Origin of the sequence: Hymenobacter psoromatis (assembly GCF_020012125.1) — a bacterium.
Classification (GTDB): domain Bacteria; phylum Bacteroidota; class Bacteroidia; order Cytophagales; family Hymenobacteraceae; genus Hymenobacter; species Hymenobacter psoromatis.
On record NZ_JAIFAG010000001.1, the window covers coordinates 2,657,909 to 2,678,018 of the forward strand.

Genomic DNA, 20,110 nt, shown 5'->3' on the forward strand with positions numbered 1-20,110 from the left:
TTTCGCAAAGACAATTCTCACAGGACTTACGCAACGCGGTCAGCTGGTTTTTCCCGCAGAGGTTTGCTGAGGAGTGCGTAAGTCCTATTCTTGCTACCCCCCGCACAAATGCCACCCGCACAAAAAAAGGCCGGAAGCAACAGCTCCCGGCCTTTCCTAAGCGCGCCGATTGAATCTGCGGAACCCGCTCAATCGGCGTTAATCGGCGATTTTATTTGCCGTCTACTTCCTCGTAGTCCACGTCGGTTACGTGGTCGGCAGGCTGGCCCTGGCCGTTCTGGCCATCGGCACCGGGGAAACCCTGGCCACCGTCGGGCTGGCCGCCCTGCGCGCCGGCCGCGGCATACATCTCCTGCGAAGCGGCTTCCCATGCTTTGTTGAGGGCGGCTACGCCGGCATCTACGCCGTTCACATCCTTACTGTCGTGGGCCTTCTTGAGGTCGGTAAGGGCACTTTCGACAGCGGTTTTGTTACCGCCGCTGAGCTTGTCGCCAAACTCCTTGAGCTGCTTCTCGGTCTGGAAGATGAGCGAGTCGGCGTCGTTCATTTTCTTGATGCGCTCAGCTTCGGCCTTGTCGGCGTCGGCATTAGAAGCGGCTTCGCTACGCATCCGCTCGATATCAGCCTCGGTGAGGCCGCTACTGGCTTCAATGCGGATTTTCTGCTCTTTACCGGTGCCTTTATCCTTGGCAGTCACGTTCAGGATACCGTTAGCGTCGATGTCAAACGTTACTTCAATCTGCGGCACGCCGCGCGGAGCGGGCATGATACTGTCGAGGTGAAACTTGCCAATAGTGCGGTTTTGGCTGGCCAACGGCCGCTCGCCTTGCAGCACGTGAATTTCGACCGAGGGCTGATTATCCGAAGCGGTTGAGTAGGTTTCCGATTTTTTGGTCGGAATGGTGGTGTTAGACTCAATGAGGCGGTTCATCACCCCACCCTGCACTTCAATACCCAGGCTCAGCGGGGTCACGTCGAGTAGCAGCACATCCTTCACTTCGCCGGTGAGCACGCCGCCTTGGATGGCTGCGCCGATAGCTACTACCTCGTCGGGGTTTACGCCTTTCGAAGGCTTCTTGCCGAAAAACTTCTCCACCTCTTCCTGAATGCGCGGGATGCGGGTCGAACCGCCCACCAGAATCACTTCATCTACCTGCGCGGCCGAGAGGCCAGCATCGGACAAAGCCTTTTTGCAGGGCTCCATCGAGCGGCGCACCAACTCATCGCTGAGTTGCTCAAACTTGGCGCGAGTCAGCTTCACTACCAGGTGCTTAGGGCCGCTGGCGGTGGCAGTGATGTAGGGCAGGTTGATTTCGGTTTCGTTCGAGCTGGACAGCTCAATTTTGGCCTTTTCGGCGGCTTCCTTCAGGCGCTGGAGGGCCATCGCGTCGTTGCGCAGGTCGAGGCCGTCGTTCTCACTCTTAAACTGGTCAGCCAGGAAGTCGATGATAACCTGGTCAAAGTCGTCGCCGCCGAGGTGGGTGTCGCCATTAGTGCTGAGCACCTCAAACACACCGTCGCCCAGTTCCAGAATAGAGATATCGAACGTGCCGCCGCCGAGGTCGTACACGGCGATTTTCTGGTCTTTATGCTTTTTATCGAGGCCATAGGCCAGCGCGGCGGCCGTGGGCTCGTTGATGATGCGCTTCACGTCGAGGCCCGCGATGGCACCGGCTTCCTTGGTGGCCTGGCGCTGGGCATCGTTGAAGTAAGCCGGCACCGTGATAACGGCTTCGGTCACGGTGGTGCCCAGATAGTCTTCAGCGGTCTGCTTCATCTTTTGCAGAATCATAGCCGAAATTTCCTGAGGCGTATAGTTGCGGTCGCCAATTTTGACGGCTACCGTATTGTTAGAGCCAGGCGTCAGGTCGTAGGCAACGTACTTACTCTCGGCCGAAACCTCCGAGAAATTACGGCCCATGAAGCGCTTGATGCTGGCGATGGTGTTCTTAGGGTTGGTAACGGCCTGGCGCTTGGCCGGGTCGCCGACTTTGCGCTCGCCCTTGCCATTATCGAGAAACGCGACGATGGAGGGGGTAGTGCGGCGGCCTTCGGAGTTAGGAATTACGACCGGCTCGTTGCCTTCCATAACGGCGACGCACGAGTTGGTGGTGCCCAAGTCAATACCAATGATTTTGCCCATGATGCTGGTGGGTGCTAAGATGTTAAAAAGAGGAGATGTCTGGTTGGAATGCCGGCTACGCGGCCATTGGGCCTGCTAGTACAAGGGCCGTACCAGCCGCATTTTGCTGCCAGAATGACGGAATAAGCCGGCGGTGGCTGCCAGCCCGGCCGGATGGGCGGGCGAACCCGGCGGCCGGCCTGCCGCTTTAGCAGAGTGGCTGTTTAGGCCGGGTCAATGACGAGTTGGGGGGGTAGGACGCCTCAGCCATTATCCTCACTTTACCAAACTTTTCGCCTTATTTCCAGTATCATACCCAATTACTGACCAGTTTTTGCCTTTTAAACATTTTATTTTTAACGTGCTCATGAAAATTACCTTTTTCGCTACTACGGCCCTAGCCGCACTGACGCTAGCTACGGCCTGCAAGAAGAAAGACGATTCGCCCGCGCCCGCACCAGTTATGCAGCTTTCGGGCTCGCTCAACTCGGCCAATTCCGTTAACCCGCCGAGCGCTTCAACAGCCACTGGCACCGTAACCGGCACCTATGACCCGACTAGCAAGGTTCTCAACTATACGTTGACCTTCTCTGGCCTTACGGGACCGCCAACTGTTGCGCACTTTCACTATGGCGACCCAAAACACGCTGGAGCTATATTCATCCCGTTCTCTAACCTACCGACCGGTACCAGCGGCACCATCACCGGAACCGCTACGCTAGTCGCTGCGCAGCCCGATTCCTTTCAGCTAGGCCACGTGTATGCTAATATTCATACCGCCATGTATCCGAAGGGCGAGATTCGCGCCAACGTCGTAGTGAAGTAAGCACGCAGAGGACGGCATCAATTTTGAAGCGGGCCTGGTGATTTTAATCCTATTTTCACCAACTACTTGATGTACAAAGCTCTCCTCATCGCTCTGGCTTCGCTCACCCTGGCTACTACCGCCTGCAAGAAGAAAGACGATACCCCCGCCCCCGCGCCGCCGCCTATGCAGCTTTCGGGCTCGCTCAGCTCAGCCAACTCGGTTACCATCAACGCCAGCGACCCGGCGGTGCAATCCAACGGGTCGGGCAACGTGACGGGTACGTATGATAAGACCTCGATGGTACTCACCTACACCGTTACCTACCAAGACTTGTCGGGGCCGGCCACCGCGGGGCATTTTCACATTGGTGCGCCGGGTACCAACGGCCCGGTCACCATCTCGTTTCCCAGCCTGACCTCGCCCATCACGGGCACCGCTACGCTGAACCAGGCGCAGGCCGACGCGCTAATGGCCGGCAACTTATACGCCAACCTGCACACCGCTAAATACCCAAATTCCGGGGAGATTCGCGCCGTGGTGGTGGCCAAGTAACCCCTCATGATTTTAACGCTTTAGTCGAGCCGGCCGCTACCCTAGCGGCCGGCTCGTTGCATTTGGCGGCGGCGCGTAGCACCTTTGCGGCGGCGGCCGGGTCCAGTAAGGCTCAGGCGCTGCCGCTTCGCTTTTTTATTTTATTCCATGAAATCAGTTTTCGCCGCGCTGCTGCCGGGCTGCCTGCTGCTGGCCGTAGTGGCCCAGGCCCAGGCCCCCACTACCCCCACCGCCGCGCCCGACGCGCCCTACCAGCCCTCGGCCACCAAGACCAACGACCTGGTGCACACGCGGCTGGCCGTGCGCTTCGATTACGCCAAGCGCTACCTCTACGGACAGGAATGGGTGACGCTGAAGCCCCACGCCTACGCCACCGATACCCTGCGGCTCGATGCTCAGGGCATGGATATTAAGAGCGTGGCTCTGGTGAGCGGCGGGGCGCAGCAGCCTTTGAAGTTTGAGTATTCGGATAAGAATAACCTGCACATTAACCTAGGCCGGCTCTATAAGCCGGGCGAGGAGTACATGGTGTACATTGAGTATACGGCCAAGCCCGATGAGCTGAAGGTACAGGGCTCGGCGGCCATTACCGATGCCAAGGGGCTCTATTTCATCAACCCCGACAGCGCGGTGGCGGGCAAGCCGGTGCAAATCTGGACCCAGGGCGAGACGCAAAGCTCGTCGGCCTGGTTTCCGACCATCGACCGGCCCAACCAGAAGACGACCGAGGAGATTGCCATGACCGTGCCGGCCAAGTACACGACTCTCAGCAACGGCCGCCTGGTAAGCCAGAAGCCCGCCGGCCCCGGCCTGCGCACCGACACCTGGAAGATGGACCTGCCCCACGCGCCCTACCTGTTTATGATGGCCGTGGGCGACTTCAAAATCACCAAGGATACCTGGCGCGGCAAGGAGGTCAGCTACTACCTGGAGCCCAAGTACGCGCCCTTCGCCAAGCAGATTTTCGGCAACACGCCCGACATGCTGGAGTTTTTCTCGACCCGGCTGGGCGTGGAGTTTCCGTGGAATAAGTATGGTCAGATTGTGGCCCGCGACTACGTGAGCGGGGCGATGGAAAACACCACCGCCACGCTGCACGGCGAGCAGGTGCAAATGACCGAACGCGAGCTGCTGGACCGCAGCTACGACCAGGAATCGGTGATTGCGCACGAGCTGTTTCACCAGTGGTTTGGTGATTATGTCACGGCCGAGTCGTGGTCCAACATCACGGTGAACGAGTCGATGGCCGACTTTTCGGAGGCCCTCTACGCCGAGCATAAGTACGGCCAGGACGAGGCCGATGCTCATAACTACCGCTACCGCGAGGCCTATCTGGCCAGCCCCCGCGACGCCACCAAGAACTTGGTGCGCTTCCACTATAACAACCGCGAGGACGTGTTTGACCTGGTGAGCTACCAGAAGGGCGGGGCCATCGTGCAGATGCTGCGCACCTACCTGGGCGACGACGTATTCTTCGCCGGCTTGCAGAAGTACTTGACTGATAATAAGTTTGGTAACGGCGAGGCGCAGCAGATGCGCCTGGCGATGGAAGCCGTGTCGGGCCAGGACCTGAACTGGTTCTACAACCAGTGGTACTACGGCAGCGGCCAGCCGGTGGTGAGCATCGACTACGCCTGGGACGCGGGCAGCAAGACGCAAAGCGTGACCATCAAGCAGACCCAGCCCGACAAGATATTCCGGCTGCCGCTGGCCATTGATTACTACGTGAACGGCAAAGTGCAGCGCCAGCGCGTGACCATGACCGAGGCCACTCAGACCTTCACTATGCCGCTGGCTGCCCGGCCCATGCTGGTGAACGTGGATGCCGACAAGTTTACCCTCTGGCAGAAAACCGACAACAAGCCCCTGGCCGAGTATCTGTACCAATACAGCCACGCCCCACTCTACGTGGACCGCAGCGAAGCCCTGGAAGCGGCCGTGGCCCAGCAAACCAGCAGCCCCGCCGCCCGCGCCGTGGTGCTGGCCGCCCTCAAGGACAAGTTTCACGGGCTGCGCGAGGCGGCCATCGAGGGGCTGAAGCTGGACGACAAGGCCGTGGCCAAAGCCGCCGCGCCCACCCTGCGCCAGCTCGCTGCCACCGACCCCGACAACCACGTGCGCGCCGCCGCCCTGGTGGCCCTGGGCAAGCTGAAGGATAAGAAGGACGAGAAAACGCTGTCCGCCGCCCTCAGCAGCCAGTCGTACCTGGTGCAGGGCGCGGCCCTGATGGGCTTATCCGAGCTCAACCCGAACACTGCGCTGGCCCGTGCCAAAACGCTGGAAGGCGACGCCCACCTGGCCCCGGCCGTGACGATGATATACGCCCAAAAAGGCGGTCTGGAGCAGTGGAACTACCTCCGCACGACCTACGACGCGGCCCAGGGACGCGGCAAATACGGCCTCATCCCGGCCCTGACCCAGATGCTGCCCCGCCTCGACGACCCCACCGCTTTTAGCGAAGATGTGGCCCGCATTCAGGCCCTGGCCGTACTGCCCCAACTCAAGGCGCGGGGCTACGATAAAGCGCTGATTGGCGTGCTGCAGAAAGGAGCGGAGGCCCAGGCCGGCCGGCCCCACGGCCCCCAAAACCAGGCGACCGTGACGGCAGCCGTGCAAGCCATTGAGGCCGCGAAGTAGCCTGAGCCGTTTAGCAAGAAAAGGAGGGGGTAGGGCCGTGCGGAGGTCTCTACCCCCTCCTTTTTTTAGACCGTCCGAAACAGCTGGGCTGCGCGGCCCGGATGAAGCTTGCATGTGGGGTGAACTATCGCGGCCGGCCACGCGTCCGGGGGGCCATGCGCAAGACCACTCCGCTGGTGCTGGCCGTCCTGCTTGCGGGCCGCCTCATCCCCGCCCTGGCCCAGAATACGCCGGAAGAAAACTCCGAAACTACCGACGCGCCTTGGGTGCGGCCCATTCGGCCCGACCGGCCCGGCCTCAGCATTACGCCCGGCGTGCTGCGGCCGGGCGAGTTTCAGCTCGAAACCGGCTGGCAGCGCCTCGCGCCCGGCGGGGGGGTAGGGCTGCCAAGCCAGGCCACTACGCTGCGCATCGGCTTTTTTAGCAGCCTGGAGCTGCGCCTGACGCAGAACTACGCATTCGGGCCGGCGGGCGCGGCGGCGCGGGGCCGGGGCGAGGGCCCTACCCCCACCCTCCGCCCCGACTCCACGGGCTGGGCTCCGCTCACGGTGGGCATCAAGCTACTGCTCACCCCCGACCGGGCCAGCCGCTTTCAAGCCAGCCTGCTGTTTGAAGCCGCGGTGCCCGGCACCGGCCAGCGCGGCCTGCGCCGCGGCACCTGGGGCCCCGGCGGGCGGCTGCTGCTGAGCCAGCAGTTGGGCCGCCGCGCCGCGCTGGTGGGCAATTTTGGCTTCAGCCAGCCGGGCCTCACGGCGCACGATGCGCTGGCTGGCCAGTACCTGGGCACGCTGGCCCTCACCGCGCCCTTCACCGATAGAGTAGGGTATTTTGTGGAAGGCTACGGCCAGGGCCACCAGCAGCTCACGACCGGCGCTACCGCCGGCCTCTACTACCGGCCCTGGACCGGGTTGCGCTTCGATGCTACGCTGGGCCGGGTGCTGGGCGGCCCGCAGGCCGGGGCCACTACGGTAGGGCTGGGCCTGGGCCTGCGGCTGGGCGGCAACGGCGAGCACTAAGGAAGGGCCTTCCAGGACTCAACATTTAGTCCTGCACCGGGGGCCTGGTAGGCTAAGTTAAAAACCGCGCTAACTTGCCAACCGTACTTTGGGCTCTTCTCCACCAGCAAGCCACGCATCGGGCGGGCTGGCTTTCCTTTTCGGCTTGTTTCTATGCGTCGCGTCGCTCTTTTACTACCCTGGCTGCTGGTGGCCGGCACTGCCTGCCAGCGCCCTACCGACCGGGGCACCACTGCCCCGCCCATGACCACCATCACCCCTGATGCTCCCCTGCGCAATACCCGCTGGGTATTGCGCCAGGTAGGCAGCCAGCCCATGAGCGAAACCTTCACGGAGGGCCAGGAGCCGTTTTTGTTCATTAGTGGGTCAGGTACCGCTGAGGGTCAGGGCGGCTGCAACCGCTTTCGGGGTGGCCTAAAGCCGGTGACCGATGACGGCGAGCTGCAGTTTGAGCCGATTCTCAGCACCCGCATCGCCTGCCCCGCGCTCGATACGGAGCAGGCTTTTACCCAGGCCCTCGACGCGACCCGCGCCTACCGCATCACTGGCAACACCCTGATGCTCTACAACAACCCCCAGCGCTCAGGCGACCCCGTAGCCCAGTTTGAAGCCGTTTTTTTGCGGTAAATGGGTGATGGGTGTTGAATAGCAAAAGAACGTCATGCTTCCTTCGTCAGCATGACGTTCTTTTGCTATTCAACACCCATCACCCATTACTTCTCCGGCGCTACGCGGGTGGGCGTTTGGCGGCCGGCCACGATGCCGCTGGCGCTGCGCGCGATGGCCGTTATCACGGCCGTCATGTTTTTCACATTCAGGCTGCTTACCTCGTCATCCACGCTGTGGTAGAGCTTATCGGTCGGAATCTGGTCGGTGCTGATAGTGTGGGCCGGCACGCCCAGCCGGGCCAGCATGGCATTGTCGGAGCGGTAGAACAGGTTTTGCTCGGGGTAGGGGTCGGGCTCAAACTTGAACTCAGTACCCGTGAGGTTTTCTTGTAAAATCTTGCCAAAATCCGACTTCTCGTAACCCGTGATGAAGGCCGTATTGGGACCGAATTTAGCTACTTTGCCAATCATCTCGATGTTGAACATGGCTACCACCTCTTTAGGATTGAGTTGCTTGGAAAAATATTGAGAGCCGAATTCACCTACTTCCTCGGCCGCGAAGGCAACGAAAAGCAGGGGCCGGGCATTCGCTTTTTGTTTTTTGAAATATTCGGCCAGGGCTACTACGGCCGTGGTGCCGCTGGCATCATCGTCGGCCCCATTGGCGATGGAGTCGCCTGCTACTGGCTTCAGGATACCCAGGTGGTCGTAGTGTCCTGAGAATATCACGTACTCCTTGGCCCGCTTCGGGTCCTGGCCCGGCAGCAAACCCGCTACGTTACGCAGCTGCATGGTTTTCAGCGTAGTAGTAGCGCTCACGCGATAGCTTGGTGCGGTGCCGGCCGGCGGCGCGGTGAGCACTACTACGGTCGAGTAGCTGCCGAGCGGCTCGGCGCTGGTAATGCCGGGCCTCAAGTAGTCGGCTAGCTGCCCAAAAAATTTAGCCTGCGCGGTATCCACAATGGCCAGCGTATTAGCCGTGGGGTTGAGCAGGGCGGCCAGCTTACTGCGCTCTTCTCGGCCGGCCCCTATCGTCACCACGGTCGGGGGCTGCGCATCCTGGTTCGTCCAGGTCAGGGTAGGCTGCCCTGATAGCACGAGCACGTTGGCCGGTGCCACCGGCTGCCCGTTGAGCACAACGGTAGCCGCCTGCGTCTTGGTTTGGTAGGCCGGAAATTCCTGCATAAAGCCGGTTTGCCCCGGCAGAGGCTGTAGGCCAATGCGCTTAAATTCGGCGGCCAGAAACTCGGCGGCTTTGAGGTTGCCGGGCTGGTCGGTACCGCGGCCCTGCATATCGTCGGCGGCCAGGGTCGTGAGCACCCGCTCGACGGTAGCTCCCGACACATTTTTTTTGGTTTGAGCCTGAGCGGCGGCCGTTAGGGCTGCCAGGCAGCAGCTTGTTAGCAGTACCTTGCGCATGGAAAAGTGGGGTTAGAAGAGCGCGCCAGGGCGCGGGTGAGAGCCGCAAGCTAACGCCCAGTGGCGCGACACCAAGCCAAAGGGGTAGGGCGGCCGACGAACCTCCCTACTGCGGGCAACCAAGCTACTGCGTTTTATTAGTCTGCGCCCTGAGTTTGGCCGTATACTATCTCTCCCATTCTTCTTAGCCGCCGCGTCATGGCCGCCCCTCCCCTACCCCTCGCCAGCCTCTCTGTGCCGGCCGAGCTACTGGACACGTTGCAAACCGGCTTCGTGCATTTTGGGCCCATATACGCGCCCCACGCGCCCACCGAACTAGTCGATTTGGCTTATCTGCGGTTCAACCCGGCGGCGCAGCAGCTATTGCGGCTGCCGGCGGTGCCAACGGCTACTTTTCGCACCCTGCACCCGACCGAAACCGAGCTGTTCGCTTTTTACCGCGATGTTTTTCTGACTGGGGAGGCCCGCAGCTATTTGCGGGGCACGGCCGGCTGGCAGGTGCGCGCCCAGCGCCACGGCGAGCAGTTGGTGGTGAGCCTGCGCGCCGCCCCGCCCCTGTCCACCGCCCAGGACACCCCCGCGGCCACCGACACCAGCCACTACACCCTGGCCCATGCCCAGCGGGTGGCGCGGCAGCTCACCCACGAGCGCGAAGTATTTCGGCAGATACTCGACCGCTCGCCCGCCGCGCTGGGCTTGCTGCGGGGGCCCGACTACCGGTTTGAGTACGCCAACCCGGCCTTTGCCCGGCTCTTTGGCACTACCCCCCTCGAAGGGCGGCCGGCCAGCCAGGTGCTGCCCCAGGCACTGCACCAGGGCTTTATCGAGTTGCTGGACCGCGTGTACGAAACGGGCGAGCCGGTTTGGGCTACCGAAGTGCCCCTACCCCCGCCCGGCCCGGCAGGCCCAGCGCGCTACTTCAACCTTACTTACCAGGCCCATTTGGCCGACGGCCACGCCGACCGCCTATCGGTTTTCGCCTACGAGGTGACGGAGCAAGTAGTGGCCCGCCAGCAGGCGCAGCAGCTCAGCCAAGAGCTGCAAGCCGCCAACCAGGGGCTCGAAGCCCGCGTGGCGGCAGGGGTGCAGGAGGCCCGGCAGGCCCACGCCGAGACCGAGCACCAGCACGCGCGGCTGGCGCACTTTTTTGAGCAGGCCCCGGCGGCTATTTGCGTGCTGGCCGGCCCCGAGCTAGTGTTTGAGCTGGTGAACCCGCTGTACCAGGCATACTTCGCGGCCCAGCCGCTGCTGGGCGTGCCCGTGCACAACGTGCCTGAGCTGCAAGCCGCGGGCGTTCCGGCTCTGCTGCACGAGGTATACGCCACGGGCATCACCCACACAGGCCACGAGGTGCGCCTACCCCTGCTCACGCGGCCCGGCGATGGGCAGCGCGAAGATGCTTACTTCGACTGCACTTACCAGGCGCGCTACGACGGGCAGAATCAGGTGGACGGCGTGCTGGTCTTTGCCTACGAGGTGACGGAGCAGGTGTGGGCCCGCCACCTGGCCCGGCAGCTCACCCAGGAGCTGGAGGCCCGCGTGACCGAGCGCACTACCCAGCTGCAGGCCGCCCACGCCGAGGTAGAGGGCCAGCGCCAGCAGTTGCAGCAGCTGAATGAGGAACTGGAAGTCCGCGTGGCCGAGCGCACTACCCAGCTGCAAGCCAGCCTGCACGAAGCCGAGCTTCAGCGCGCGCAGTTGGGCGAGCAGCAGAGCCTGCTGCACCAGATACTGGGGCAGCTGCCAGCGGGCGTGGCTGTGCTGACTGGGCCTGAGCACCGCTTCAGCTTTTTTAACGGGCCCCTTCAGGCAGTGGTCGATAACCGGGCCCGGCTAGACCGCCCGCTGGCCGAGCTTTTTCCGGAGTTAGTTGAGTCCGGATTTGTGCGCCGGATGGATGAGGTGTACGCCACTAGCCAGCCGTTTCAGGGGCTGCGGCAGCCGGTCTGGCTTCATGCCACGCAGGCGCACGATAGCCCGCCCCACTACCGCGACTACCTCTACCAGGCCCTGCGCAACGCGCAGGGCGAGACGCTGGGCGTTCTGGCCTTTATTATGGACGTGACCGAGCAGGTGCTGATGCAGCAGCGTGCCGACGACCTGCAGGCCAAGGTGCAGGCCGCCGCCGTGCGCCAGGCCCAGGAGCGCGAAACCTTCTACCAGATATTTGCCCAAACTCCGGCCATCGTGGCCCTGATGCGCGGCCCCGAGCAGCGGTTTGAGTACGTGAACCCGGCTTTCGAGCGGCTGTTTCCGGGCCGAGCGCTGGTGGGCCGGCCCGTAGCCGAGGCGCTGCCCGAAATTGTATCGCAGGGCTTTCTGACGCTGCTCGATGGGGTGTACCAGACGGGTACTGCCTACTTTGCCACCGAAGCGCCGCTCATCATCGCGCAGCCTGCGGGCCAGCCCGACCAGCTGCTCTACCTCGATATCACCTACCAGGCGTACCGCGAAGGCGGCCACATCACGGGCGTTTCGGTCTTTGCCTTTGAGGTGAGCGAGCAGGTGCGCGCCCGCCAGCAGCGCAAGGCCAGCCTCGACTACCTCCAGCTGGTGTTTGAGAAAGCCCCGGTGGCCATCGCCGTGCTAACCGGGCCGGCCTACGTGGTGGAGGTGGCCAGCCCCGCCATTTGTGGCATGTGGGGCCGCGACCAGGCTCAGGTGCTGGGCCGGCCCTTATTTGAGGTACTCCCAGAAGTAGTTGACCAGGGCTTTGCCGAGATACTGAGCGAAGTGCACCGCACGGGCATTCCCTTCGTAGCCCAGGAAATGCCGGCCCGGCTGCTGCGCCAGGGGCAGCTCGAAACCGTGTATTTTCACTTTGTGTACCAGCCTCTAGCCAACGCCCAGGGGCTGGTAGAAGCGGTGGTCGTGCTGGCTACCGATGTCAGCCAGCGGGTGGCGGCCCGCCAGCAACTGGCCGCCGCCAACGAGGAGCTGCGCGCTACCAACCAGCAGCTGCGGCACACCAACGTGGACCTGGATAATTTCATCTACACGGCCTCGCACGACCTCAAGGCCCCCATCACCAATATCGAAAGCCTGCTGCTGCTGCTGCGCAAAGAGCTGCCGCCGCCCGCCCGGCAGGCGGGCCTGGTGCCGCGCGTGCTGGATATGATGCAAAGCTCTATCGAGCGCTTTCAACTCACCATTCAGCAGCTCACCGACCTGGCCCACTTGCAGCAGGCCCACGCCGAGCCGGCCAGCGCCGCCAGCCTGGCCACCGTGGTGCAGGCCGTGTACCTCGACCTGGCCCCGCAGCTGGCGGCCACCGGCGGCCACCTCACCCTGGAGCTGGGCGACTGCCCGAGCCTGCCGCTTCAGCCCCAGCACCTGCGCAGCCTGGTCTATAACCTACTCAGCAATGCGCTTAAATTTCACCACCCCGACCGCCCCCCCAAGGTGGTGTTGCGCTGCTACCGCGAAGCTGCTACTACCGTGCTGGCCGTGCAAGACAACGGCCTGGGCCTGAGCGAGACGCAGCAGGCCCGGCTCTTTGGCCTCTACCGCCGCCTGCACGCGCACGTGCATGGCTCGGGGGTAGGGCTCTACATGGTGAAGCGCCTCGTTGAGAACGCGGGCGGTACCATCAGCGTGCGCAGCCAGCCGGGCGTGGGGTCTACTTTTTTGGTTTCTTTGCCCGATTAGTACTTATTTAGCAGCTTACTCTTCGTGCGTATGCAAAAGCTTTCCAGTATTCTGTTGGTTGATGACGACCAGATTACTAATTTTCTCAACGAGCAGCTCCTTACCAGCCTGGGCGTAACCGACCAGTGCCTGATAGCCGAGAATGGGGCCGAGGCCCTCGCTCTGCTAGCCGAGCAAGGTGAGGGCCCACCTCCGGCCCTGGTGCTGCTCGACGTGCACATGCCCGTGATGGACGGCATCGAGTTTCTGGAAGCCTACCACCATCCGCCCACCCAGCCGCCCATCGTGATTGCCCTCACTACCTCGGTGCACGCCCGCGACCGCGCTCGCCTGGCCAGCCTGGCCGTAGTCGATTGCATCGTGAAGCCCCTGACGCGGGAAAAAATAAACGCGCTGTTGCAGCAGCACTTCAGCCGCCAGCTACCCGCCGAAATGCTGACCGACGACCCCACGGACTGAGTTTTTAGCCTCCCTACCCCCGCCTGGTGGCCGGGTGCGGCCAGCAGCAGCTTCAATGAAGAGTGTGTCTGTCCTTGCGAGCGCAGCGCTCGCAAGGACAGACACACTCTTCACTCGCAACCCTTCCTACCCCACCGTCAGCACTAGGTCGTCGGCTTGTACGCGGGCACCTTCTTCCAGCACCACGCGGGCCACGGTGAGGTCGTCGGGGGCGGTGATGGTGGTTTCCATTTTCATGGCCTCGATAACGAACAGCGGCGCGTTTTTGGCCACCTGCTGGCCGGCTTTCACCAGCACTTTGCTCAGCAAGCCTTGCAGCGGCGCACCCAGCTGCTTGGGGTCGGCGCGGTCGGCTTTCTGGTTGTGCACGGTCTTGACTTCCACGTGCCGGTCGCGCACTTCCAGGTTGCGGGTCTGGCCGTTGAGGGTGAAAAACACGGTGCGCATCCCCTCGTCATTGACCGGGCCGATGGACTGCAAGCGGATGATAATGGACTTGCCGCGGGCAATGGTAATGAGCGTTTCCTCGCCTTCCTGCAGGCCGAAGAAAAAGACGGGGGTAGGCACCCGGCTCACGTCGCCGTAGTCGCGCCGAAACTTCCAGTAATCCGCGAACACCTTGGGATAGAGCAGACTAGACAGCAAATCAGTGAATTGCGCGTAAGGGTGTTCCTTCTCAAATTCGGCCCACTCCTTGTCAAAATCAATGGGCGCAAGATGCTCATTTGGCCGGTCGGTGAAGGGTTTCTCACCCTTGAGCACGGCCTGCTGCACGTCGGCGGGCCAGCCACCCAACGGCTGCCCAATGTCGCCGCGCAGCAGCTCGCGCACCGACTCCGGGAAGCTCAGACTTTCGCCCTTGCTCACTACTTCTTCGGGCGTTAAGTTATTGGAAACCATGAATAAGGCCAGGTCGCCCACGACCTTCGACGAGGGCGTAACCTTCGGAATATCGCCCAGCAGTTGGTTGGCATCGGCGAAGCGGCGCTTCACCTCCTCAAACTTATCAAGCAAGCCCAGCGCCGCCGCCTGCGGCCGCAGGTTGGAATACTGCCCGCCCGGAATCTCGTGCTCGTACACCTCGGCCGTGCCCGCCAACAGGCCGCTCTCGAAGGGGTAGTACTGCTCGCGCAGCGCCTCCCAGTAGTCGCTGAATTCGTTGAGGCTGTGCTGGTTGAACTCGCGGTGGCGGGGCGAGTGGCGCAGCATTTCCACCACGGCGTTGAAGTTGGGCTGCGAGGTGAGGCCCGAGAGGCCGCCCAGCGCCACGTCAATCACGTTCACGCCCGCCTCCACGGCCTTGAGGTAGGTGGCTGACTGCAAGCTGCTCGTGTCGTGCGTATGCAGGTGAATCGGCAGCTTCACCGCGTCGCGCAAAGCCGGAATCAGCTCCTGCGCCGCGTAGGGCTTCAGCAGCCCCGCCATGTCCTTAATGCAAAGAATGTGCGCGCCCGCGTCCTCCAATTGCTTGGCTAGGGTGATGTAGTACTGCAAGTTGTACTTGGGCCGGGCGGGGTCCAGGATGTCGCCGGTGTAGCAGATGCTGCCCTCGGCCAAGCCGGTCGTTTGCTTGCGCACGAAGCCGATGCAGGCTTCCATGCCCTTCATCCAGTTCAGGGAGTCGAAGATGCGGAACAAGTCCACGCCCTTCGCGCCGGCTTCGGCCACGAAGCGCTCGGTCAGATTATCGGGGTAGGCTTTGTAGCCCACGCCGTTGGCCCCCCGAATCAGCATTTGCAGCAGAATGTTCGGCACGGCCTCGCGCAGCCGGGTCAGCCGCGCCCACGGGTCTTCGTGCAGAAAGCGCAGCGCCACGTCGAACGTGGCCCCGCCCCACACCTCCAGCGAGAAGGTTTGGGGGTGCTGCCGGGCGTAGCGGTCGGCCACCCGCAGCATGTCAATGGTCCGCATGCGCGTGGCCAGCAGGCTCTGGTGGGCATCACGCAGCGTGGTGTCGGTGTAGTAAATGAGCGGCTCGGCGCGCAGCCATTCCGCGAATTTTTCGGGGCCGAGTTCCTGCAGCTTCTGCCGGGTGCCGGGGGTAGGCGGCTGGCTGAGGTCGGCGGCGGGCAGGCGGGCGGGCCGAATCTGGCGGTGCTCGTCCACGCGGCCGGCCACGTCGGGGCTGCCGTTCACCACCACCTCGCCGATATAGTGTAGCAGGCGCGTGGCCCGGTCGAGCCGGGTCCTGAACTTCAGTAAGTCCGGGTTTTCCTTGATAAAATCAACCGTGGCGTGCCCGGCCTGAAATTCGGGGTTGCGCACGATATTCTGCAAAAACTGCATATTCGTCTTCACCCCGCGCACCCGAAACTCGTCCAGCGTTCGCAGCATTTTTTGCGAGGCGCTGGCCAGCGTGGGGGCCTGGGTGGACACTTTCACCAACAGCGAATCAAAAAACGGCGAAATCACCGCGCCCTGGTACACCGAGCCCTGGTCGAGCCGAATACCGAAGCCGCCCGCCGAGCGGTAGGCCACCACCGTGCCGTAGTCGGGCTTGAAATCGTTGGTGGCATCCTCCGTCGTGATGCGGCACTGCACGGCCACGCCCATGCGCGGCACCACCACCTCCGGCCCCAGCCCGATTTCGGGCGATTCGAGGGGGTAGCCCGCCGCGATGTAGAGCTGCGTTTTGACAATATCCACGCCCGTTATCATCTCGGTCACCGTGTGCTCGACCTGAATGCGGGGGTTTACCTCAATAAAATAAATGCGGTCCAGCTCCGGATTCACCAGAAATTCCACCGTGCCCACGTTGTCGTAGCCCACCGCCCGGCCAATTTTTAGCGCGTACTCGTACAGCCGCTGGCGCAGCGACTCCGACAAGTCCACGGCTGGCGCCACTTCCACCACCTTCTGGAAGCGGCGCTGCACCGAGCAGTCGCGCTCGTAGAGGTGCGTGAGGTGCCCGTGCTGGTCGCCCACCAATTGCACCTCAATGTGCTTGGGCCGCTCCACGAATTTCTCCAGAAATACCGTGTCGTCGCCGAAGGCGTTCAGCGCCTCGTTGCGCGCTTCAAAAAAACCTTTGCGCAGCTGCTCATCGTCCCGAATCACGCGCATGCCCCTACCCCCCCCGCCACTGGCGGCCTTCAGCATCACGGGGTAGCCAATGTTGTGCGCCTCGGTCAGAGCTACGTCCACGTCCACCAAATCAGCCACGCTACTCTCAATGAGCGGCACTTCGCAGCGCTGCGCCACGGCCTTGGCGGCTACTTTGTCGCCGAGGGCTTCCATCACCTCAGGGCGCGGCCCCACGAAGATGATGCCCTCCTCGCGGCAGCGCCGGGCCAGGCCGGCGTTTTCGCTCAAAAAGCCGTAGCCGGGATGAATCGCCCCCACGCCGTTTTCCTTCGCCACCGCGATAATCGCCTCAATATCCAGGTACGGGCGCAGCGGCTCGTCGTCGCCGCCAATCTGGTACGCCTCATCGGCCTTGTAGCGGTGCAGCGAATACCGGTCCTCATAGGTATAAATACCGACCGTAGAAATGCCCAGCTCGGAGGCGGCGCGAAACACGCGGATGGCGATTTCGCCGCGGTTGGCGACAAGCAGCTTCGTGATTTTCATTCGGGTTTGGGGGTAAGAATAGCGGCAGTTCGGCGGCTAAACTACGCCGGGGGCCGCTAGCTTCCTACCCCCCCTACCCCACCGGCGCGGCCCCGGCCCAGCTGAGCCGGGCGCGCACCCGCGCCAGGCGGTCGGCCAGCTCGGTCAGTCCCGGCCGGTGCACGCTGCCCAGGTGGGTAGTCGCAAACTCCCGGTGCGGCACGTAAGTACCAGCATCCACAGCCTGCCCTATCTGCTTGTACGCATCCCGAAACGGCACACCCTGCTGAATTAATTGGTTAATATTTTCGACCGAGAAAATCGCGTCGTATTTGGGCTGATTAATAACGCCCGGCACCACCTGTAATTCCGGCACCGCGAACAGCAGAATATCCAGAATATCGGCGAATTGCACCATCGGCCGGAATAATATTTCCTTTAAAATCTGAAAGTCGCGGTGGTAGCCGCCCGGCAGGTTATTAATGGTGAGGATAATATCGTTGGGCAGCGCTTGCAGCCGGTTGCAGTGCGCCCGCACCAGCTCGAATACGTCAGGGTTTTTCTTGTGCGGCATGATGCTGGAGCCGGTCGTAAATTCCTTGGGTAATTTCACAAACCCCAAGTCCTGGCTATTATACAGCACCAAATCATACGCCAGCTTACTGAGCGTACCCGCTACGCCCGCAATGGCGAACGCTAGCGTTTTCTCTGTCTTACCCCGCAGCATTTGCGCGCCCACCGCGCTGATGGCCAAGCTACTAAACCCCATTTCGCGCGTCGTTTGCTCCCGGTCGATATCGAAGCTGCTGCCGAAGCCCGCGCCCGAGCCCAGCGGGTTGTGGTCGGCTACGGTGTGCGCGGCTTCCAACAAGCTCATATCGAGCATTAAATGCTCGGCGTAGGCCCCAAACCACAGCCCAAAACTGCTCGGCATCGCCGCCTGAAAGTGCGTATAGCCGGGTAGCAAGTCATTTTTATATTTTTCGCCTTGCTGAAGTAATAACTCCGCTAATTCCAGGATTTTCGCCCCAATTTTTTCGATATAATCTTTAATGAATAATTGAATCGCCGTCAGAACCTGGTCATTACGCGAGCGCGCCGTATGAATTTTCTTACCCGCGTCGCCGAATTTTTCAGTTAGATAATATTCTATCTTGGAGTGTACGTCCTCAAATACCGGCTCAATTATAAATGTGCCGTTTTCGACTTGCTCCAGCAACTCATCCAGCCCCTGTAATAATTGATTTTCCTCTTCTTTAGAAACCAAGCCGATATTCGCTAGCATCTTCGCTTGCGCTTTGGAAGCCCGCATATCGAAGGGAGCCAGGTACAGGTCCAGCTCGCGGTCCTGCCCTACGGTGAATTGCTCAATCTTATCGTTGACCGAAAAGCCTTTTTCCCAGATTTTCATAGCGCGAAGTTTCGCAAAATTAAAATTCAAAGCCGGTTAATAATTCTACGTAATCGGCGATGCCCGCGCGGATTTCACTCAGTAAAATATATTCGTCCGGTGTGTGCGAGCGGGCGCTATCGCCCGGTCCCATTTTCAGGGTTGGAAACCGCATCAGCGCTTGGTCCGACAGGGTAGGCGAACCATAGGTAGTTTTGCCCATGGCCACCGCTTTGCGCACTAGCGGGTGCGTCAGCGGCAGCCCCGACGACTGCAAATGCGTAGAGCGCGGCGTGATTTCCGCCTGCACATTAGCCCGGACTATGGCCAGAATTTCCTCGTTCGAGTAGCACTCATTCGAGCGAATATCTACCACGTAGCGGCACTCGTCGGGTACCACGTTGTGTTGCGTGCCAGCGCCAATTTGCGTCACCGTCATTTTCACCGGGCCAAGTAGCGCCGATACTTCGGGAAACTGATAGGCGCGCAGCCAGGCAACATCATCCAGCGCTTTATACAAGGCGTTTTCACCCTCGTTGCGGGCGGCGTGGCCGGTGCGGCCCCGCGCTACCCCGTCAAGCACCAGCAGGCCTTTTTCGGCCACGGCGGCGTTCATGCCTGTCGGCTCGCCTACGAGACCGAGGTCAATTTTTCCTAATTCGGGCAGGATACTTTTAATGCCTTTAGCGCCCGAAATTTCTTCTTCGGCCGTAATGGCGCAAATTAAATTAAATGCCGTGGGCCGCTCATAAAAATACCGAAATACCGCCAGCAAGCTTACCGCCGAGGCCCCAGCATCGTTGCTGCCCAGGCCCGTGAGGCGGTCGCCCTCCACCACCGCGCCGAAGGGGGGGTAGGACCAAGCCACGCCCGGCTTTACCGTGTCGTGGTGTGAGTTGAGCAGAATGGTAGGCTTAGCCGGGTCAACAGCGCGGCTCACAGCCCACACATTATTATTCTGCTGCTGCGCCGGAATACCGTGCTGCGTCAGAAAGGCCACGAGTATATCAGCCGTGCTGGCCTCCTCTCGCGAGAAAGACGGTATTTGAATTAATTGAATTAATAACTCAATCGCCTCTCCACTTAATTGCGTAATTAATTCAGACATAAGACGGTGTGCACGCCGGTGCCGACGTACAGCGCGTGGCCAATAATTACCTGCCTTACCCCCTGTTCCAGCGCAGAGAAAGCGTTTTCTAGTTTCGGCAACATACCATCGGTAATAATTCCTTGCTGCTTAAGTCCGGCATAGGTAACGAAATTAATTTCGGGGATTACTGAATTATCATCTGCCACGTCACGTAGCACGCCGTTTTTCTCGAAGCAGTAGTGCAGCGTTACCTCATAGTCGTTGGCCAGCGCTACGGCCACGGCGGCAGCGATGGTGTCGGCGTTGGTATTTAGTAGCTGGCCGTGTCCATCGTGAATAATTGGACAGAGCACGGGCGAAATTTTGGCCGTCAACAGACTTTTTAGCAATTGTTTATTAACGCTATTCGGTATTAAATCGCCCACGAAGCCGTAGTCAATCTCCTTAACCGGCCGCTTGATACCTTGAATAACGTTACCATCGGCCCCGCTCAGGCCAAGCGCATTTATTCCTAGTTTTTGCAGCTCAGCAACTAGCTGCTTGTTGGTTTTACCGGCGTAAAACATCGTTACGATGTCGAGTGCAGCGGCATCAGTAACACGGCGGCCGTTAATGAGTTGCGGGGCCATCCCTAATTCGCGCATCATCGTGCTGGCCCCTTTACCGCCGCCGTGCACCAGAATTTTAGGGCCGGCCACTTGCGCCAGTAATTCCAGGAATTTTGTCAGCTGCACGGCCTCATCAATAATGCCGCCGCCTATCTTGTAAACGGTCATCTTCGGTTTATTCATAAGTTATTCATCGCCGATTCA

13 protein-coding genes are annotated in these 20,110 nt (G+C 61.2%); 7 read left to right on the forward strand and 6 right to left on the reverse strand.

Annotated features, from left to right (window positions below):
• Positions 1–211: 211 nt before the first annotated feature.
• Positions 212–2,143 carry a molecular chaperone DnaK gene (gene dnaK / locus LC531_RS11600; protein ID WP_223650455.1) on the reverse strand — a complete coding sequence of 644 codons (1,932 nt, stop codon included), beginning with the start codon at positions 2,141–2,143 and terminating at the stop codon, positions 212–214.
• A 346-nt stretch (positions 2,144–2,489) separates the two neighbouring features.
• Here dnaK and LC531_RS11605 point away from each other — a divergent pair, with 346 nt between their 5' ends.
• The 5 genes from LC531_RS11605 (at position 2,490) to LC531_RS11625 (ending at position 7,762) form a co-directional block, all read left to right on the forward strand.
• Complete coding sequence (locus LC531_RS11605; RefSeq protein WP_223650456.1) at positions 2,490–2,948, forward strand: CHRD domain-containing protein; 459 nt, start codon at positions 2,490–2,492, stop codon at positions 2,946–2,948.
• Between the two features lie 69 nt (positions 2,949–3,017).
• Complete coding sequence (locus LC531_RS11610; RefSeq protein WP_223650457.1) at positions 3,018–3,482, forward strand: CHRD domain-containing protein; 465 nt, start codon at positions 3,018–3,020, stop codon at positions 3,480–3,482.
• Positions 3,483–3,629: 147 nt separating this feature from the next.
• On the forward strand, positions 3,630–6,119 hold the full coding sequence (locus LC531_RS11615; RefSeq protein ID WP_223650458.1) for a M1 family aminopeptidase: 2,490 nt from the start codon (positions 3,630–3,632) through the stop codon (positions 6,117–6,119).
• Positions 6,120–6,274: 155 nt separating this feature from the next.
• Complete coding sequence (locus LC531_RS11620) at positions 6,275–7,135, forward strand: transporter (RefSeq protein WP_223650459.1); 861 nt, start codon at positions 6,275–6,277, stop codon at positions 7,133–7,135.
• 153 nt (positions 7,136–7,288) lie between these two features.
• Positions 7,289–7,762: an META domain-containing protein gene (locus tag LC531_RS11625; protein WP_223650460.1), complete on the forward strand. Its 474-nt coding sequence runs from the start codon at positions 7,289–7,291 to the stop codon at positions 7,760–7,762.
• Positions 7,763–7,848: 86 nt separating this feature from the next.
• On the opposite strand, the gene LC531_RS11630 is transcribed toward LC531_RS11625, so the two are convergent.
• Complete coding sequence (locus tag LC531_RS11630; protein ID WP_223650461.1) at positions 7,849–9,162, reverse strand: M20/M25/M40 family metallo-hydrolase; 1,314 nt, start codon at positions 9,160–9,162, stop codon at positions 7,849–7,851.
• A 198-nt stretch (positions 9,163–9,360) separates the two neighbouring features.
• On the opposite strand from LC531_RS11630, the gene LC531_RS11635 reads away from it, so the two are divergent.
• A complete protein-coding gene (locus LC531_RS11635; protein WP_223650462.1) occupies positions 9,361–12,810 on the forward strand; it encodes a PAS domain-containing protein in 3,450 nt (1,149 codons plus the stop codon).
• A gap of 30 nt (positions 12,811–12,840) precedes the next feature.
• On the forward strand, positions 12,841–13,269 hold the full coding sequence (locus LC531_RS11640) for a response regulator (RefSeq protein ID WP_223650463.1): 429 nt from the start codon (positions 12,841–12,843) through the stop codon (positions 13,267–13,269).
• Between the two features lie 126 nt (positions 13,270–13,395).
• On the opposite strand, the gene LC531_RS11645 is transcribed toward LC531_RS11640, so the two are convergent.
• From LC531_RS11645 to argB, 4 genes are all read right to left on the reverse strand, one after another.
• Entirely contained in the window at positions 13,396–16,839 is a 3,444-nt protein-coding gene (locus tag LC531_RS11645; protein ID WP_223650464.1) for a pyruvate carboxylase, read from the reverse strand.
• A gap of 73 nt (positions 16,840–16,912) precedes the next feature.
• Positions 16,913–18,229, reverse strand: coding sequence for an argininosuccinate lyase (argH, locus tag LC531_RS11650; RefSeq protein ID WP_223650465.1), 1,317 nt, complete (start codon positions 18,227–18,229; stop codon positions 16,913–16,915).
• A 19-nt stretch (positions 18,230–18,248) separates the two neighbouring features.
• Positions 18,249–19,316 carry a M20 family metallo-hydrolase gene (locus tag LC531_RS11655; RefSeq protein WP_223650466.1) on the reverse strand — a complete coding sequence of 356 codons (1,068 nt, stop codon included), beginning with the start codon at positions 19,314–19,316 and terminating at the stop codon, positions 18,249–18,251.
• The gene (gene argB, locus LC531_RS11660) at positions 19,304–20,089 is read right to left on the reverse strand and encodes an acetylglutamate kinase (RefSeq protein WP_223650467.1); all 786 of its coding nucleotides are present in this window, start codon (positions 20,087–20,089) and stop codon (positions 19,304–19,306) included. The genes LC531_RS11655 and argB overlap by 13 nt, the downstream gene beginning before the upstream one ends.
• Between the last annotated feature and the right edge of the window lie 21 nt (positions 20,090–20,110).

Coding starts and splice junctions, on each gene's coding strand:
- LC531_RS11645 (WP_223650464.1), bottom strand. CDS start 16,839: ATGAAAATCACGAAGCTGCTTGTCGCCAACCGCGGCGAAATCGCCATC.
- LC531_RS11620 (WP_223650459.1), top strand. CDS start 6,275: ATGCGCAAGACCACTCCGCTGGTGCTGGCCGTCCTGCTTGCGGGCCGC.
- LC531_RS11615 (WP_223650458.1), top strand. CDS start 3,630: ATGAAATCAGTTTTCGCCGCGCTGCTGCCGGGCTGCCTGCTGCTGGCC.
- LC531_RS11640 (WP_223650463.1), top strand. CDS start 12,841: ATGCAAAAGCTTTCCAGTATTCTGTTGGTTGATGACGACCAGATTACT.
- LC531_RS11605 (WP_223650456.1), top strand. CDS start 2,490: ATGAAAATTACCTTTTTCGCTACTACGGCCCTAGCCGCACTGACGCTA.
- LC531_RS11655 (WP_223650466.1), bottom strand. CDS start 19,316: ATGTCTGAATTAATTACGCAATTAAGTGGAGAGGCGATTGAGTTATTA.
- argB (WP_223650467.1), bottom strand. CDS start 20,089: ATGAATAAACCGAAGATGACCGTTTACAAGATAGGCGGCGGCATTATT.
- LC531_RS11635 (WP_223650462.1), top strand. CDS start 9,361: ATGGCCGCCCCTCCCCTACCCCTCGCCAGCCTCTCTGTGCCGGCCGAG.
- dnaK (WP_223650455.1), bottom strand. CDS start 2,143: ATGGGCAAAATCATTGGTATTGACTTGGGCACCACCAACTCGTGCGTC.
- LC531_RS11625 (WP_223650460.1), top strand. CDS start 7,289: ATGCGTCGCGTCGCTCTTTTACTACCCTGGCTGCTGGTGGCCGGCACT.
- LC531_RS11610 (WP_223650457.1), top strand. CDS start 3,018: ATGTACAAAGCTCTCCTCATCGCTCTGGCTTCGCTCACCCTGGCTACT.
- argH (WP_223650465.1), bottom strand. CDS start 18,229: ATGAAAATCTGGGAAAAAGGCTTTTCGGTCAACGATAAGATTGAGCAA.
- LC531_RS11630 (WP_223650461.1), bottom strand. CDS start 9,162: ATGCGCAAGGTACTGCTAACAAGCTGCTGCCTGGCAGCCCTAACGGCC.